Source organism: Paenibacillus sabuli, from assembly GCF_014705605.1.
In the GTDB taxonomy this organism is placed as follows: Bacteria; Bacillota; Bacilli; order Paenibacillales; family Paenibacillaceae; genus Paenibacillus_D; species Paenibacillus_D sabuli.
In genome coordinates this window covers 169,982-185,501 of the sequence record NZ_JACXIZ010000013.1, presented here as the reverse complement: position 1 = coordinate 185,501, position 15,520 = coordinate 169,982, and the positions used below count along the sequence as shown (strand labels likewise).

General features: G+C 60.7%; 9 protein-coding genes. 4 read left to right on the top strand and 5 right to left on the bottom strand.

All coding sequences use genetic code 11. The features are described 5' to 3' along the window. Positions 1-365: 365 nt before the first annotated feature. Positions 366-1,955, bottom strand: coding sequence for a copper amine oxidase N-terminal domain-containing protein (locus IDH44_RS07605; protein ID WP_190916264.1), 1,590 nt, complete (start codon positions 1,953-1,955; stop codon positions 366-368). A gap of 67 nt (positions 1,956-2,022) precedes the next feature. Next, positions 2,023-2,934, bottom strand: coding sequence for a helix-turn-helix domain-containing protein (locus IDH44_RS07600; protein WP_190916262.1), 912 nt, complete (start codon positions 2,932-2,934; stop codon positions 2,023-2,025). 136 nt (positions 2,935-3,070) lie between these two features. On the opposite strand from IDH44_RS07600, the gene IDH44_RS07595 reads away from it, so the two are divergent. Then, the gene (locus tag IDH44_RS07595) at positions 3,071-3,799 is read left to right on the top strand and encodes a ThuA domain-containing protein (RefSeq protein WP_190916261.1); all 729 of its coding nucleotides are present in this window, start codon (positions 3,071-3,073) and stop codon (positions 3,797-3,799) included. 305 nt (positions 3,800-4,104) lie between these two features. Beyond that, complete coding sequence (locus IDH44_RS07590) at positions 4,105-5,892, top strand: glycerophosphodiester phosphodiesterase (RefSeq protein WP_223869456.1); 1,788 nt, start codon at positions 4,105-4,107, stop codon at positions 5,890-5,892. A gap of 27 nt (positions 5,893-5,919) precedes the next feature. Here the strand turns inward: IDH44_RS07590 and IDH44_RS07585 are convergent, their stop codons facing one another. The 3 genes from IDH44_RS07585 to IDH44_RS07575 form a co-directional block, all read right to left on the bottom strand. Then, positions 5,920-6,288, bottom strand: coding sequence for a Rieske (2Fe-2S) protein (locus IDH44_RS07585; protein WP_190916259.1), 369 nt, complete (start codon positions 6,286-6,288; stop codon positions 5,920-5,922). Next, positions 6,285-7,370, bottom strand: coding sequence for an amidohydrolase family protein (locus IDH44_RS07580; protein ID WP_190916257.1), 1,086 nt, complete (start codon positions 7,368-7,370; stop codon positions 6,285-6,287). The genes IDH44_RS07585 and IDH44_RS07580 overlap by 4 nt, the downstream gene beginning before the upstream one ends. A gap of 99 nt (positions 7,371-7,469) precedes the next feature. Next, positions 7,470-8,324, bottom strand: coding sequence for a helix-turn-helix domain-containing protein (locus tag IDH44_RS07575; protein ID WP_190916255.1), 855 nt, complete (start codon positions 8,322-8,324; stop codon positions 7,470-7,472). 148 nt (positions 8,325-8,472) lie between these two features. Here IDH44_RS07575 and IDH44_RS27115 point away from each other — a divergent pair, with 148 nt between their 5' ends. Both IDH44_RS27115 and IDH44_RS07565 read left to right on the top strand, forming a co-directional pair. Beyond that, positions 8,473-10,857 (top strand): helix-turn-helix domain-containing protein, encoded by a 2,385-nt coding sequence (locus IDH44_RS27115; protein ID WP_190916253.1) that lies wholly within the window; start codon positions 8,473-8,475, stop codon positions 10,855-10,857. Between the two features lie 146 nt (positions 10,858-11,003). Then, the gene (locus tag IDH44_RS07565; RefSeq protein WP_190916251.1) at positions 11,004-15,323 is read left to right on the top strand and encodes a sugar-binding protein; all 4,320 of its coding nucleotides are present in this window, start codon (positions 11,004-11,006) and stop codon (positions 15,321-15,323) included. Positions 15,324-15,520 lie beyond the last annotated feature (197 nt).

Here is a 15,520-nt window from a genome sequence, read left to right as displayed (position 1 = left end):
TATACAGTCTTACCCTGATCCTTGAGTGCAAACCTCTGCAAGGCATCTTACTTGCATTATACTGTATGCATAGCTTAAAAAGGAAATCGTTATACATACTCCTACTTCGACACTCTCAACTTAACCCCCTGCTTGAGGTACGTTGAAGTTAAAACGTAAGATAAAGCTAGAAACTTTAATCGTCATGGAATCGTTGCTTGTAGCCGACGAAACGAAAGCGTACCCGGTGGGGGTTAAAATAGAAAAAAGTAAAACGTAAATCTGTAAATGGTGAGGATGGAAACAAAAATATTATTAAAAAAACGTGCCGCTACGCTGCGGCACGTTTTTTTGCAATTTCAAAGTAACATCAACATCTTAATGCTTTACGTCTTTTTCAGTGTGATCGAGCCGTCCGCGCCGTTGTAGTGCACCGACCAGCCGAGCAGCTCCGTGATGAAGCGCAGCGGAATCTGCACCCGTCCGTCGCGCAGCTTGACTTCGTGGCCGACGTCCATGCGCTCGCCGTTGAGCTCCATCTCATCCATGCCCGCCCAGAATTCGGCGGTGTTGCCGCCGGTCATGATCCAGGCGGTCTTGGTCGTGTTGTCCCAGCGGATGTCCGCGCCGACGGCTTCGCTCATGAAGCGCAGCGGGACATAGGTCGTGCCGCGCTCGATGAACGGCTCGACGTCCATCGGGATCGTCATGTCGTCCACGATCAGCTTGTCGTCATCGACGCCGAGCCAGATTTTTTGTGGACCGTCCATGTCCATGTCGCTGCCCGTATCGCCGTCGCCGCTGAATTGCGAGACGATCGCCTTGGAGAGCAGAGCGCCGACCCTATGCATGTGCTGGTACGCCTCGCGCTCCGCCGAATAGGCGTCGTCGTAGTCTGCGGCGACATAGTCGTCGAAGGACCCGATCAATTGCTCAATATGCGTCTGCAGGCCTTCGGCGAGCGCGGCCGCTTCGAGATTCGGATTGGCGCCGGCCAGGAATTCGGAGAAGTCCTGCTTGTACTGCGCCAGATCATCGAGCGCCTCTTGCTTGGCTTCGCGGTCGTTAGCGGCCGTCGCCGTCACGTAGTCCACGAAGTAGCCGATATGATTGGTCCAGATCGTGTGGAAGGCGTCGGCGGCTTCCTCGCCGTATACGGCGCCGATCGAGGCCGTGAGCGCCTCGGTGTTGGCGTTCAAGGCGTCCGCTGCGGCACCGAAGTCCGGCGCGCCGTCGATGCCTTTTTGCATCGCCAGTACGGCCAGTATCGCATGCTCGCCCAGTTGCTCGCTGAGCTTGGCGCGCAGATCGACCGCAGGCGTATCGGCGTCGGTCACGCCGTACGTATCGACGTAGCGGTCGGCGATGCCGGCCGAGAGCAGCTTCGCGGTCATGTACATGTGACCGTACGCGTCGCGCATGCTATCATACGCCTCGTCGTAGTCCTCGTCCACATAGTCGTCGAAGGCGCCGATCAACTGCTCGACATGCGTCTGCAAGCCCTGGGCGATCGTGTCAGCCTCTTGTCCCGTGGCGCCGGCCAGGAATTCGGAGAAGTCTTCCTTGTAGCCGGACAAGTCCTCCAGCGCCTCGTCCTTCATCGCTTCGTCGCCGGCGGCTTCGCCCTCGACGTAGTCGACGAAAAAGCCGATATGCGCGCTCCACATCTCTTCAAAGTCCTGAGCGGCCAAATCGCCGTATACCTTGCCGATGGAGGCGGCGAGGTCATCCGTATTGTTTGCCAGCGCACCCGCGGCCTCGTCAAAATCGTCGGCGCCGTCGATGCCTTTTTGCATCACGATGACCGCCAGCGCGGCGTGTTCGCCGAGATTCTGGCCCAGCTCCGCCCTCAGGTTGCCGATCGAGGTATCGGTGGCGTCATCTTGCTCGTATGCAGGCTGCGCCATCGCCAGCGACGGTAGCGCCAAAGCCAGCCCCAACGCCGGCACGACGGTTTTCTTGAGATATTTTTTCATGCGCACACTCCTCTGCTGTGAATAGGGTACACGCTCTGACACGCAAAGGAGCGGAACCTGGATCACATCAAGGCTCCCCGAACGCGTCCGGATGGGCCTGCAGATCGGGCAGGAACTGCTTGCGGTACTGCCGCGGCGAGAGTCCGTTGAACTTCTGGAACATCTTGTAGAAGTGCGACAGATTGGGCAGGCCGACCTGATCCGCGATCTCGCGGACGGACGTATGCTGGGTCAGCAGCAGCCGTTCGGCGCGCTTGATGCGCTTCCAGTTGATGTAATGCGTCACGTTCATGCCCATCGCTTGCTTGAAGCTCTTGGAGAAGTGGTGGTAGCTCATATAGGCGAGCTGGCTCAGGGCGCGAATGTCCAGCCGCTCGTATAGATGGTGCTCGATGTGATCGAGCACCGGCTTCCAGCGCAGCATGGCGTCGGCCTCCTGCGGACTGAGCAACTGGCGGCCGCGGTCGCAGCGCACCAGCTCGAGCATGATGCGCTTGACGCTATGGCTCACGCCCAGCTCGTAACCGAGCCGCATGTCCGACATCTCGGCGTAGATGTCCCGGATGCACCGCCCGATCGCGTCGCGCGCGTCGGCATCCTCGCCGATCGCTTCGTTGAGCTCGCCGAGCCGGTGCAGCGGATGGGAGAGGGCGCTATAGTACATCATGCTGGCGGAGTCGTAGTAGGCGTCCAGATCGACCTGCAGCACGAGATAGGAGAGCAGGCCCTCCCCGGCATTGGCCGTCCGGTGCAGCTGATTGGAGTCGATGACGACGACGTCGCCGGCCCTGGCGCGCAGCATCTGCTGCTCCAGCTGCACGAGCATCGCCCCTTCGTAGAGGTAGAGCAACTCCATCTGTTCGTGATAATGCCACGGCCTGCGCAGATTGGTGGAGTCGCGGGTTTGAATCGGCCACACCTTCAGGCGCAGCGCATTGTTTTGATATATGACCTGTTCGTGAAGCGCTTCGGCTTGCATTGTCATCCCTCATCACAAAATCGAATAATAATTTCCCCGTTGCGGGTATAGGCCTGGGCCTCGAAAACGTTTACCATGTTAGTTGTAGTCTACACGCGAAACGTGAATTGATCAATCGGTACGGGAGGAATTGGAAGTGAAAGCATCCATCAACGTCACCATCTGGAACGAATACCGGCATGAGCAAAAAAATGAAGAGGTGCAGCGCGTCTATCCGGACGGCATTCACCGCGCGATCGGCGCGGGCATGCCGGACGATTTTGAATTGACCTACGCGACGCTGGACGAGGCGGAGCACGGGCTGAGCGAGGAGGTCCTGGCCAAGACCGACGTGCTGATCTGGTGGGGCCATATGGCGCACGGCGAGGTGCAGGACGAGATCGTAGAGCGCGTCCATGCGCGCGTGATGGCGGGCATGGGACTGGTCGTGCTGCATTCCGGCCATTTCTCGAAAATTTTCAAAAAGCTGATGGGCACCGGCTGCGATCTGAAATGGCGCGTCGCCGGTCCGAAGGGAGAGCGCGAGCGGTTGTGGGTCGTGCGGCCCGGCCATCCGATCGTCGCAGGCATCGGCGAATACATCGAGCTGGAGAGCGAGGAGATGTACGGCGAGCATTTCGACATCCCGCAGCCGGACGAGCTCGTGTTCACGAGCTGGTTCCAGGGCGGCGAGGTGTTCCGCAGCGGCTGTTGCTGGCATCGCGGACAGGGCAAAATCTTCTATTTCCGTCCCGGCCACGAGACGTTCCCGACGTATTTCAACGCGGACGTGCGCCGCGTCATCGCCAACGGCGTGCGCTGGGCCGCCCCGGTCGACTCGGCCGCGCCCGTGCGCGGCAAGGCCAAGCCGCTGGAGCAAATCTAGCGGAACGGGCGGGCCGAGCGGATGTTGCGACGTTTCTCGATCTTGCTTGGCGATCTGTTGAACAGGCTATCCGCATGAAGCGGATGGCCTGTTTTCTTTTGAATTGAAACGCAAAAAACGAGGTTGCACGACGAGATCGGCTCGGGCGGGCTCCGGCGGTGGAATAAGCGGCGCGCGAAGGTCTCATTCCAGGTGTACGTGGTTTGGGCGGATGTTTCGCTGCGGAAGGGTATGGTATAATGTAGCTCAATATACTCGGCCCGGCACAGCTTCCGGCCTGACACAGCGCAAATGGAGTTGGATGCATGAGATTGTTGGTGCGGTTGTTCAAAAAAACGCTGCTCGATTTTCGCAAAAGCTACAAACAACACCTGGTGTTCGAGTTCTTTTACATGCTCGCGATCAGCTTTATTTTCGTGCCGCTGATGGCGTATGTATTTACGCGGGTCGTGCGCGCGTTCGGCTCGGGCTCGCTGCTCAACGGCGACGTATACAAGGTCGCGTTAACCTACCAAGGCGCGGCAGGCTCGATGATGATCGGGTTTATTGCCGTTTTTGCGTTGTTTGTCGAATTTGGCGTCCTGATCGTCATTGCACACAAAAAATATTTCGGCCAGCGCGTGCTGACGACCGAGGCGCTGCTGACCGTGCTCGCCAAGACGCCCAAGCTGTTCGGCTTTGGTCTGATTCAGCTCATGTTTTTTTTGCTGATTCTGATGCCGTTCGTCGACTCGCCGCTCATCTCGATCTTTACGTCGATCATCAATGTGCCGATTTTTCTCAATAGTCAAGTCTACGACAGCTCGACGCTGTTGATCATCGTGTATGCGCTCGCTGTGGCGGGGGCGGTCTACGTCGTGCTGCGGTGGATTTTTGTGCTGCACTTCATCATGATCGAAGGCCAGTCCATCACGAAGGCGATTCGCAGCAGCTTTGCCTTGACGCATCGCAATCAGCTCAAGCTGCTCGTCTGCCTCCTGCTGCTCAACGCGCTGCTGCTGTCGCTCAGCTTCGGGACGCTGTCGGCGCTGGCGTACTTGCCGGATTGGCTCAATCTGGACATCCTGCGTTACTTCACGAGCCGCTACTCGCTGACGCTCTCGAGCTTCCTGACGTATCTGTTCACCCTGCTGCTCGTCCCGCTCAATATCATCTTCCTGACGCGGATGTATTACCTGCTGAAGCGGCTGCAGGGCACGCGGCCGTGGGATGAGATGACGATCGTCTCGGGCGGCGCGCTGGCGCGCCTGGAGCGTCGTGTGACTACGCTGCCGCTGAGGCGCCGCCACAAGAACACGGTGTTCGCCTCGGCATTGGCGGTGTACTTGACGCTGGCCTTCTTCCTCAGCTACGCGATCAATGACAGCCTGATCTATGTCAAGTGGGACGTGCTCGTGGCGGCGCATCGCGGCGACAAGCTGCATGCGCCGGAGAACTCGATGAGCGCCATCCAGTCGGCGATCGACAAGGGCGCGGATGCGATCGAGATCGACGTGCAGCTGTCCAAGGACGGCGTCGTCGTGCTTAATCACGACAACACGCTGAGCCGGGTAGCCGGCGTGCCGCAGCGCGTGGACGAGCTGACCTTCGAGGAGCTGCAGCGGCTCGACATCGGGCAACTGTTCGAGGAATACGCGGGCGAGCGCATCCCGGCGCTGGCCGAGGTGCTGCCGGCGGTCAAGGACCAGGCCCGGTTGATCATCGAGATCAAGCCGTACGGGCCCGGCGACGAGCTGGCGGGCAAGGTCGTCGAGCTGATCAACGCCTTCGAGATGGCGGATCAGTGCTACATCCAGTCCTTCGACAGCCAGATCCTGCGCGAGGTTCGGCTGCGCGATCCGGACATCAAGGTCGGGCAGATTCTCTTCCTCGCAGCGGGCGATCTATCGTCGCTCGATGTCGACTTCTACACGGTGGAGCAGGTGATGCTCTCGGAGCGGCTGATCGACCGCGCCCACAAGAACGGCCGCGAGGTCTGGGTGTGGACGGTCAACACGGAGCGCAACCTGCGCGAGGTGCTCAAGTACAAGATCGACGGCATTATCACCGACTACCCCGAGCGGGTCAAGACGATGGTCGATATTGATGTATAGAATGATATGCCGCTCTGGAAGGCGTCCTCATGGCTTGATCCATACCCATACCTTGCCGTCCGCGATTTTAGTCTCGAAGGTCTGGATGCGTTGACGAATGTTGCAGACTGCCCGGCCGCCGTCCAGCTCGAATTCCCAGTGATGCCACGGGCAGCGGAGCACGCGCCGCTCAGCTTGATAATCGTACGCGCCATCGGCATCGGCTACGAGCACGCCTTCGACCTTGCCCGCACAGATCGGCGCCAACGCGTGGGGGCACAGATTGCGGACGGCATATACCCGCTCGCTCTCCCGAAATAAGCCAAGCTCGATCCCGCCGATCACCACCAGCTTGGCCACGCCTTGCCGCAGGTCTTCGAGCTCGGCCGCAGCGATCCAGGTCCGCCCCGCCGTCATACCCGCCCCTCCCGATCCGGTGCGCGCAAGCGGGCCGGCAGACCGAAGAAGTCCGCCGCGTTGTCGTACAGAATACGTTCGCGCGCATGCGCCGACAATCCGCTCGGCAGCGCGGTCGGCGCGTCGAAGTCCCAATGCGGATAATCGCTGGCGTACATGAGCAGCCGCTCGGCGTCGAGCATCTCGAAGATCTGCAGCAGGTGCCGGGCCTGCCGGGGCTCTTCCATCGGCTGCGTCGTCAGCCGGATATGGTCGGCGACATATTCGCTTGGCAGCCGCTTGAGCCACGGCGCCTGCTGGCGCAGCCCCTTGAAATGGGCATCCATGCGCCACATGAGGTGCGGCAGCCAGGCGATGCCGCCCTCGACGAGGAAGAAGCGCAGCTGCGGGAAACGCTCGAAGACGCCTTCAAGAATGAGGTTGGCGGTCTGGGCCATGTACAATTGCGAGACGCCGACATGCCATTCCAGGTAGCTGCGCGCCATACCGGCGGCTGTCGGCGCCGGCTGGGCCAGCATGGCCCCGCCCTGGCCGGGATGGATGCCGATCGGCAGGTTATGACGCTGGGCCGCCTCATAGATCGGATCGAACCAGCGGTGGCCGAACGGAATGCGCGTCGTCGAGGAGAACCAGACGGCGAGCACGTCCGGATGCCCGCCGAGGCGGTCGATCTCGCGCGCCGCGGCCGCCGGGTCCTGATGCGCGACCCAGAGCGACATTTTGAAGCGGCGGTCCTGCGGCAGCCAATGCGCGATGGTGTGATCGTTCCAGGCCGAGACGAGCGCGGTAGCATAATCGGGGTCCGGAATGGCGGTAATATGATGCCCGCTGCCGCTCAGCAGCGCATACGCGATGTTGTAGCGGTCGAGCAACTGCTCGCGCATATGGGCGGGGTCCGATCCGGGAGGCGAGCCGTCCGGCGGCTGGGTGTCCCAGCGCATGCCGCCCTCCTGCTGGAGGATGCCCGCATTCATTTTGCGTTCGCCGTATTTGGCGATTTCCGTCTTCCAGGGCTCCGGCAGATACGGCAGCAGCTCGCGGACGTGCTTGCGGGTGTGATGTACGTCGCAGTCGATAATCATGGCGTCAGCTTCCCTTCGGATGAGAGTCGCTCCCATTATATCGCGGCCGAAAGCGGCGCGTCTTTCACGAAGCTGATCGCCCGCTTGACAAAAAAACGGCTACATGCCGCGAGCGTCGCGCCGGTACGCGCTCGGCGGCGTCCCGCAGCGCTGGTGGAAGGCGCGGCTGAAATGCGAGGAGGAGGAAAACCCGCACGACAGCGCCACATCCACGAGCGACAGCTCGGGACAATCGCATAGCAGACGTTTGCTTTTTTCGATTTTGACATGAAGGACGTACTGATGGAAGCTGGTGCCCAGCTCCTTCTGAAACAATCGAATCAGCTGCTCTTCGCCGACGGCGAACAGGCTGGACATGCGCCTCAGCGACAGATCGTCCTCCAGATGGTCTCGCACGTATGCGGCGCATTGCCGTACCAGCGAAGAGTGGTTCGGCGGCGGCGCCTCACTCGGCAAGCGGTGGATCGTGACGAGCGCATGCAGCAGATGCGAATACGTCATTTGGCGCCAGCCGGCTCGGCGTTGCGTCATTTCGTTCGCTATGGCGGCCATCGCATCGGCCAGATGGGCATACGCGCGACCGTCCAGCGCATATTGGCTATTGCCCGTCGGCAGCAGCTCGCGCAGGTCGGCGGACTCGCGGCTCGCAACGCCCCGATCCGACTCCGGCAGTATGCACAGCACCGAGCGGCGGTAGGTCGGCGCCGTCTCCGCCACGAAGCGATGCGGCATCGACGCGTCATGGATGATGAGTTGGCGGGCCTGCTGCAGCGTCTCGCCGTTTGCGGCGTAGAAGGTCGCCGCTCCCTCGTGGACAAGATGAATTTCGATGCCGGGCTGACGGTGCCAGGTCGTGGCCGCGATCCGATCGCGGCATTGGACGTGGACGGGGAAGCCGTCCAGCTTGGCGGCGATCTCGGCGTTCCAGCGACAGGTTACGTCAGGCGTCCTCATCGCATTACTCCCCTTTCGCGCTTTTCGCTTCGCTTTCATGGCGTGGCGTTTGTTTTTAGTATAGACAGTCTTCTAAGAGAAGGCTATCATGTGGAGACTGAAATATAAAGCGCTTTATGCAAGCGGAGCGAACTTAGGGGGCCTATTTGTGAAGTCGGTGCTCAAGCTGAAAAAAAGCATTCTTTATAGCTGGTTGGTGTCATATATGTTCATCCTGTTTATCCCCATTCTGTTGAGCGCAATCGTGTATGCGCAGTCAGTCCGGGTCGTGCAGCACCAGATTCTCGATCTGAATCGCGCCATGATCACGCAGTTCCAACAGGTCGTAGACGGTCAAATGCAAAATATTCGCCAGATCAGCCTGCAGATGGCGGTCAATCCCGATTTGCAAGCCTTTTTGGCAATCCATGCCGACGGCCAGCCGGCGCTCAGCTTTGATTACGCCAATACGTTAAAAATGCTTTTGCAGGAGCTGAACCTGTATACGCTCTCCAATAGCTTTATCCCCGATTTTTACGTCTATCTTCCCGAGAGCGGGGTCGTCCTGACCTCGAACGGCTACTACGACAGCCGTACCTTTTACGATACATATATGATGACGCGCAGCGACGAGCGGTTCGAGGCTTGGGAAGAGGGCATGCAGCGTCAGTATTACGGCAGCTTCCTGCTGATGCCGGCCGAGCCGCGGGACGGCGGCGAATCGTTGATTACCCTCGTACGCTCATTGCCCACCAGGGGCGAGCGGCCCCGAGCGACGCTGGGGCTGTTCATCGATCACGGCGCCTTGCGCGATTTGCTGCGGGGCGTGGAGTGGTCGGCGGACAGCGACGTGTTTATCATGAATGAAGAGGACGATATTATGTTCGCCACCATGGATCGGAGCGTACGTCCGAATTTTATTCGGTATGACGCTCTGCCGGATTCGGCGGGTACGCTCTACGGCGAGTGGGACGGCGTCAAGACAGCAGCGTCCTACACGGCATCGGTCAGCGGCGAGTGGAAGTACGTGTCGCTCAGCGCAATGTCGCTGTTCAACGAAAAAGTGGCGTACATCCGAAAATTGACCTTGTACTGCCTATTGTTCTGTACCGTGCTGGGCGGGGTGTTGGCCTATCTGTTCGCCAGACGCAACTACAATCCGTTGCAGGAACTGGTCAGCCGCATCGTCCCGCGGGTCGGCCTTGGTCTGGACGGAGCGCCCAACGAGTACAGCCTGCTGGGCCTGGCGCTTGACAAGGCGATTACCGGCAAGGAGGCCGCAGACCGTGAGCTGGAGCAACAACAGACCGCGATGCGGGCGCATTTTTTGGCACGGCTGTTGAAGGGGCGCGCCGGGCGGCTGGCGACGGTCGCGGAATCGGCCGATCGCTACGAGATGGCGTTGCACGGACCGCGGTATGCGGTGGTGTTGTTATACATCGAGGACTGCAGCCGCTTGACCGAGGGCATGCGAGCGACGGAGGAAAGCGCCCCGGACCAGCTCCGGCTGGCCCACTTCATCGTTCAGAATGTCGGCGAGGAATGGTTGTCGCGGCGGTATCCGGCCTATGCGGCCGAGGTCGACGATCTGCTGGCCTGCATCGTGAATCTCGACGAACAGCCGGAGGAGACGCTGCATGCCGAGCTGGAGCATTCGCTGACCGAGCTGCTGGAGCTGCTCCGCGTCAAGTTCAAGCTGGATTGTACAGTCTCGGTCAGCCGGGTATTCGGCGCGCTGCCCGTGGCGCACGAGGCATACGGACAAGCGCTGGAGGCATTGGAGTACAAGCTTGTCTACGGCAAGGGCAGCGTGCTGCGCTACGATACGTTGAGCGGAGCCTTCTCCGAAGAGGGGGACTACCACTACAGTCTGGAGACCGAGCAGATGCTGACCAATAGCTTGAAAAGCGGCGACTACGATCAGGCGAGGGCAATTTTGGATCGCATCTTTGCCGCCAATTTTGCGCACGGCGTCACTTCAGTGCAGTTGGCGAGATGTCTCATGTTCGATCTGGTCAGTACGATGATCAAGACGATGAACGAGATTCGCGCTTTTTGCGAGCCTCGCTTCTTGGAGTCGCTGCGCCCCACTGAGCGGCTCCTGGCCTGTCGCACGGTCGAGGAGATGCGGGAAGAGCTGACGGATATTGTCTCCAGGGTGTGCGCGTACATTGCGGAGCGCAACAAAGGTCTGGGACAGAGTCGGCTGCGTGAAAGCCTGCTTCGTTTCATTACGGATCGGCATGCCGATCCGAATCTCGACCTGACGATGATCGCCAAGCATGTCGGGCTCAGCCCCAAATATGTGTCCGCCTTCTTCAAGCAAACGATCGGAGAAGGCGTCACCGGCTACATCACCAAGCTGCGCTTGAGTGAAGCCAAGTCGCAACTCACCTCGACCGGCCTGACGATTGCCGAGGTCGCCGAGCGGGTAGGGTTCAGCAACAGCAGCGGCTTGATTCGCGCCTTCAACAAATATGAGGGCATCACGCCCGGACAATACCGGGAAATCGCCGCCTCAACCGAAAAAAACAACCCTCAACCGGAAAAATAAACATTGCATGCGGACCACTCTCGCCCTTTTGCCTATCCGTCGGGAAAATTTGAAATTGCGACGGCCCTTGATGTTGCGTATGCTACGGGGTGCACAGCGATTCGTTGCGCTCGAACGGAACGCTGTAAAAAGGGAGGCGAGAAGTGATGAGATTGTGGAGGCTTCGGAAGCAGCTCGTCGGAATCATGGTCATCTCACTGCTGACTGGCATGTGGGGCGGCGGGTGGTCCTGGCCGGCAGCGGCAGCGGACATCTGGACGGTAGACGAGGACTGGGAGAGCTATGCGACGGACGACGTTCCGGCGGGGGCCTGGAGCGTCGGTGCGGTGAAGGGCGGGGTCAAGGTTGCGGCTGCACCAGGCGGCACCGGTCTGGCCGTGCGTCTGCACAACGATGCCGATGTCGGCAACACCAATAAGAGCAATGTGTATCTGAAGCGCAGCTTCGAACCTGTAGAATCGGGACGGATCGCGGTTCGATTCTCGTATCTGTCGGTCAACAAAAAGTGGAACCGGATGCTGCATCTGAACAATCTGGGGAATATGGACCGTTATGTTGCGCTGAACGAAACTGGAAGCGCATTCACGTACACGGTCGGCGGCGCCAGCGGCGTCCTGCTCGAGCAGTATGAGGCGAATCGCTGGTACGAGATCGAGGTGGTCGTCAATCTCGACACGCAGCAGGTCGAAGCGATCGCAGTCGACGGCGACCGCAAGGCCGAGGGCGTGCCGCTCGGCGCGCCGGTGACGCGTATCGCCAGTCTGTTCACCATGACCGGCGACACGATGGGCGGCGCCGACTATTACATTGACAATCTGCGCGTCTATCGCCCCGAGCCCGCCTTCGTGCTCCAGAATTGGCCGACGACGCTGATGCTCCCGGCTGCGGGCGAGCGCAGCGGCGCGCTGGCAGCGGCGGTAGCGGACCAGGTGTACGGGACGATACCGGTGCAGGAGCTGCTCTGGTCGGTCAGCCCGGCGGTGGAGGGATTCGCTCTGGACGGCACGAGCGGGAGCTGGACCCTGTCGTCGGACACCGTCCCGGCGACAGTATCGGTACGCGCCGCTTCGGCGGAGGCGCCGAGCGTGTATGCGGAGCGCCAGCTAGAGCTCATCCCCTACACCGAGCAGCTGGATCGTCTCGTCCTGAGCGCGACGGAGACCGTCTATCTGCCGCCGGGCGGTAGCGCGGCCAGCGAGCCATTCGCGGCTGTCGCCGTCGGCATGGCGGACGAGGTGCTGGAGGGCGGGCCGCTGACGTGGTCGCTGCCAGGGTCCCCGGCGGGTATGAGCATCGATGCCGTCACCGGTCGTCTGACGGTGGAGCACGATGCCGCGGCTGCCGCGACGCTCGTGCGCGCCGCGCTGACGGAGCGGCCTGACATCTACGGCGAGCTGAGCTTCGTGCCGCAGCCGCGCTATCAGGTGGCCGACGACTATGAGGACGGCATGCCGGAGTCTTATACGGTCAGCGAAGTGCGGGGCAGCGTACAGGTCGCTCCCGGCGGCAGGGCGAGCGGACATGCACTGGAGCTGCGCAACGACCACACGGTCGGCAACGGACAGAAGAGCGTCGTTTCCTTCCGGCGCGCCGTGGAACCGGTCACGGAAGGGAAGGCGGTCGTCGAATTCGACTACTACACGGAACGCAAAACCTACCATCGGATGCTGTATGCGTATGACGCCACCGAGCCGATTGTCCGCATTGACGGCAACAATACGTCGATTACGTATCGCATCGGCGATACGACGGGTACGCTGCTGGATACGTACGAGCCGCAACGGTGGTACCGATTCCGCCTGGAGCTGGATCTGACGGCACAGCTCGTGACGGCGATTGAGGTTGATGGCGATCGCAAGGCCGCAGACCTGCCGTTTGCATCGCCGGTCGACGCGCTCCGATCGCTTTATGCTGCGACCGCGGATACGTTTGCTACCGCGGCCTTCCGCATCGATCATCTGCGCGTGGGTCCGGATGCGGAGCTGCTCGAGCTCGATCGCGTCGCCCAGGACAAGCGCGCGCTGGAGCTCGTGTCTCCGGTTCGCGCCGACCTGCCGCATACGGGAGCCGACGCGGGCAGCGCCATTGCGTGGTCTGCCTCCATCCCCGGCGTCGTCGGCGAGAACGGCGAGCTGCTGCGCGACTGGGAGGATGGACCGTCGACCGTCGATATGATGGCCGAGCTCGTATACGGCGGAGCCGCGGACGTCAAGGTATTCCCGGATACGGTGGTCTATCCGAGGAGCTCGAGTGTCATCTCGCAGGTGTACGATATTGTACCCTCGGGCGCAGCTCGCGTCGCGATCCCGGAGGAGGGGGATGCGGTTCGAGTCTATACTGCGGCGGTGTATGACCAGTTCGGCCAGCCGATGCCGACGGAAGCGGTGAATTGGTCGCTCGAGGAAGCGACGCCCGGCGTGACGCTGGTTGCCGCGACCGGCGAGCTCACGATAGAGCCGGCAGCACAGGCCGGGACGGTCGGCCTGACGGCATCCTCTGTTGGCACGCCGTGGGTACAGACGACCAAGCGAGTCGTCTTGTATTGGGACGATCCGCCGGTCAACGACAAGCCGGGATGGGAACTGACGTTCCATGACAATTTCATTAACCCGCAGTTGGACGAATCGAAGTGGAATCCGCATTATCACTATGCCGGGACGCCGGCCAACTATGTGCTGGAGGACGGTCTCCTCAAGCTGCGTCTTACGCCCGGGACCGGGAGTACGCATGTGACGACGAAGCGCTTCGGCGTGGAGGGCGAGGTGTTGCCGGATACGTTCGAGGATTTCAGCCAGCAATACGGTCTGTTCGAGATGCGGGCGAAGGTGTATCGGGCCGGTCCGTACGATCCGGGCGGGCCGGTGACGGGCGGGTACCATTCGGCGTTCTGGATGATGCCGTTCAATCCGAATTATGCGGCGCAGCAAGGCTATTCGGGCCTCAATCACGGGACGCCTGTCGTCGGCGTCAAAAAAACGTATGACGAGGTCATGGAAATCGACGCCTACGAGTACAATTGGCAGGCGTATCATTTCGGGCAAGGCTATCCGCCCGCATTGCTCAAGAGCAATGAGAATTTCGCACCGGAGTTAACCTTCGATCCGAAGGACGACTTCCATGTCTATACGCTGGAGTGGAACCGCGAGCAGTTGATCTTTTACCTGGACGGCGAGGAGACATGGCGCGCCGACCGCTCGGCGCATACGCCGTTTTTTATGTATCTGAGTCTGTATGAAGGCAGTGGCTGGACCGGTACGCCGGATCTCGATCCGTCGACGTATCCGAAGGACTTCGCAATCGATTACATCAAGGTGTACCAATATGCACAAGGGGCGCAAATTGCGCTGACCGGCGCGGACGACGCGTTCGGCCAGCTCGACGTGCCGGATGTCCGCCTGTACGACGAGGTATTCCGGCAGGAGGGCGAATACAGACTGGAGCTCGATCCTTATCGTACGACGTACGAGGTCGCGCTGCCCGACGGCACGACCGCGCCGCCGGTCATTGCAGGCCGAGCGTATCATGCGGAGACGGCGGTCACGGTGACGCAGGCGGTCTATTTCCCGGGTACGGCCGACGTAACGGTCGCGCCGCATGACGGGACGCCTGCCAGAACCTACGCGATCCGCTTCGTGCGTGAATCGGATCGGACGGAGCCGTTCCCGCTGGCCGCCGAGATACAGCAGGTCAAGCGTATATTGGCTGCGGCCGAGCCGGGCACGGCGTACAATCAATACCCGCAGGCGGCGATCGACGCGCTGCTGGATGCGGAGGAGGAGGCGCGGCTGGCGTGGGACAGCGCGCTTACGCAGACGGCGCTTGATGAGGCGCTGGCGGACCTGCAAGCGGCGCTTGACGATTTTGCGGCTGCGGAGGTGCTGCCCGTCGCATCGTACGGTACGCCGCTGATCGACGGCAGCGTCGATGCGCTGTGGACGGCGGCGGAGACGCTGGAGGTCGACAAGCCAGATAAGGGAACGACGGATTCGGAGGCTCAGGTGCGGGTGATGTGGGACGAGGACAACCTGTACGTGCTGGCGGAGGTGACCGACGACACACCGCACTCCGTCAGCCCAAGCACCAATGCACCCTGGAATTCCGACTCGATCGAGGTCTTTTTGGATGAGTGGAACATCAGGCAGAATTTTGTCGACGGCGTCCGCCAGATTCGGGCGGATCGGGATGGCCAGGTCAGCGGCAAGACCAAAAACGGCTACACGCGGGACGTCTACGAGGTGGAGCTGGCGGACGTGGAAGCGGTGGCGGTTGCCTACGCCGGCGGATATCGCGTCGAGATGAAAATACCGTTTGCGGAAGCGACGGGCACAGCCGGCAGCGTAATGGGCTTCGATCTCCAGCTCAACGATACATTTGCCGGTACGGCGCAGGATGCGACGCTCGTCTTCCGCGGCGGCGGCAGCGCGCCCCCGGGGCAATGGAGCCGCTTGCGTCTTGTCGGACCTTGACTCGAACGAAAATGACGATTCATCCGGATAAAATGATAGGTCCACGTACCGACAACCTTCTTTTTTGCATACGAATCAGGAATGTTTGGCATTGCGATCGACGTTCAACTGCCGTTATGCTGTGAAGTGTCAGGTATGGCGCACAGCGGCCGAGTCGCGCAGAACTGACATACAGCAACATATGGCGGCAATTATGC

Excerpts from the sequence above, each read along its gene's own strand:
- IDH44_RS07605 (WP_190916264.1), bottom strand. The coding sequence starts at position 1,955 with ATGAAAAAATATCTCAAGAAAACCGTCGTGCCGGCGTTGGGGCTGGCT.
- IDH44_RS07600 (WP_190916262.1), bottom strand. The coding sequence starts at position 2,934 with ATGCAAGCCGAAGCGCTTCACGAACAGGTCATATATCAAAACAATGCG.
- IDH44_RS07590 (WP_223869456.1), top strand. The coding sequence starts at position 4,105 with ATGAGATTGTTGGTGCGGTTGTTCAAAAAAACGCTGCTCGATTTTCGC.
- IDH44_RS07585 (WP_190916259.1), bottom strand. The coding sequence starts at position 6,288 with ATGACGGCGGGGCGGACCTGGATCGCTGCGGCCGAGCTCGAAGACCTG.
- IDH44_RS07580 (WP_190916257.1), bottom strand. The coding sequence starts at position 7,370 with ATGATTATCGACTGCGACGTACATCACACCCGCAAGCACGTCCGCGAG.
- IDH44_RS07575 (WP_190916255.1), bottom strand. The coding sequence starts at position 8,324 with ATGAGGACGCCTGACGTAACCTGTCGCTGGAACGCCGAGATCGCCGCC.
- IDH44_RS07565 (WP_190916251.1), top strand. The coding sequence starts at position 11,004 with ATGAGATTGTGGAGGCTTCGGAAGCAGCTCGTCGGAATCATGGTCATC.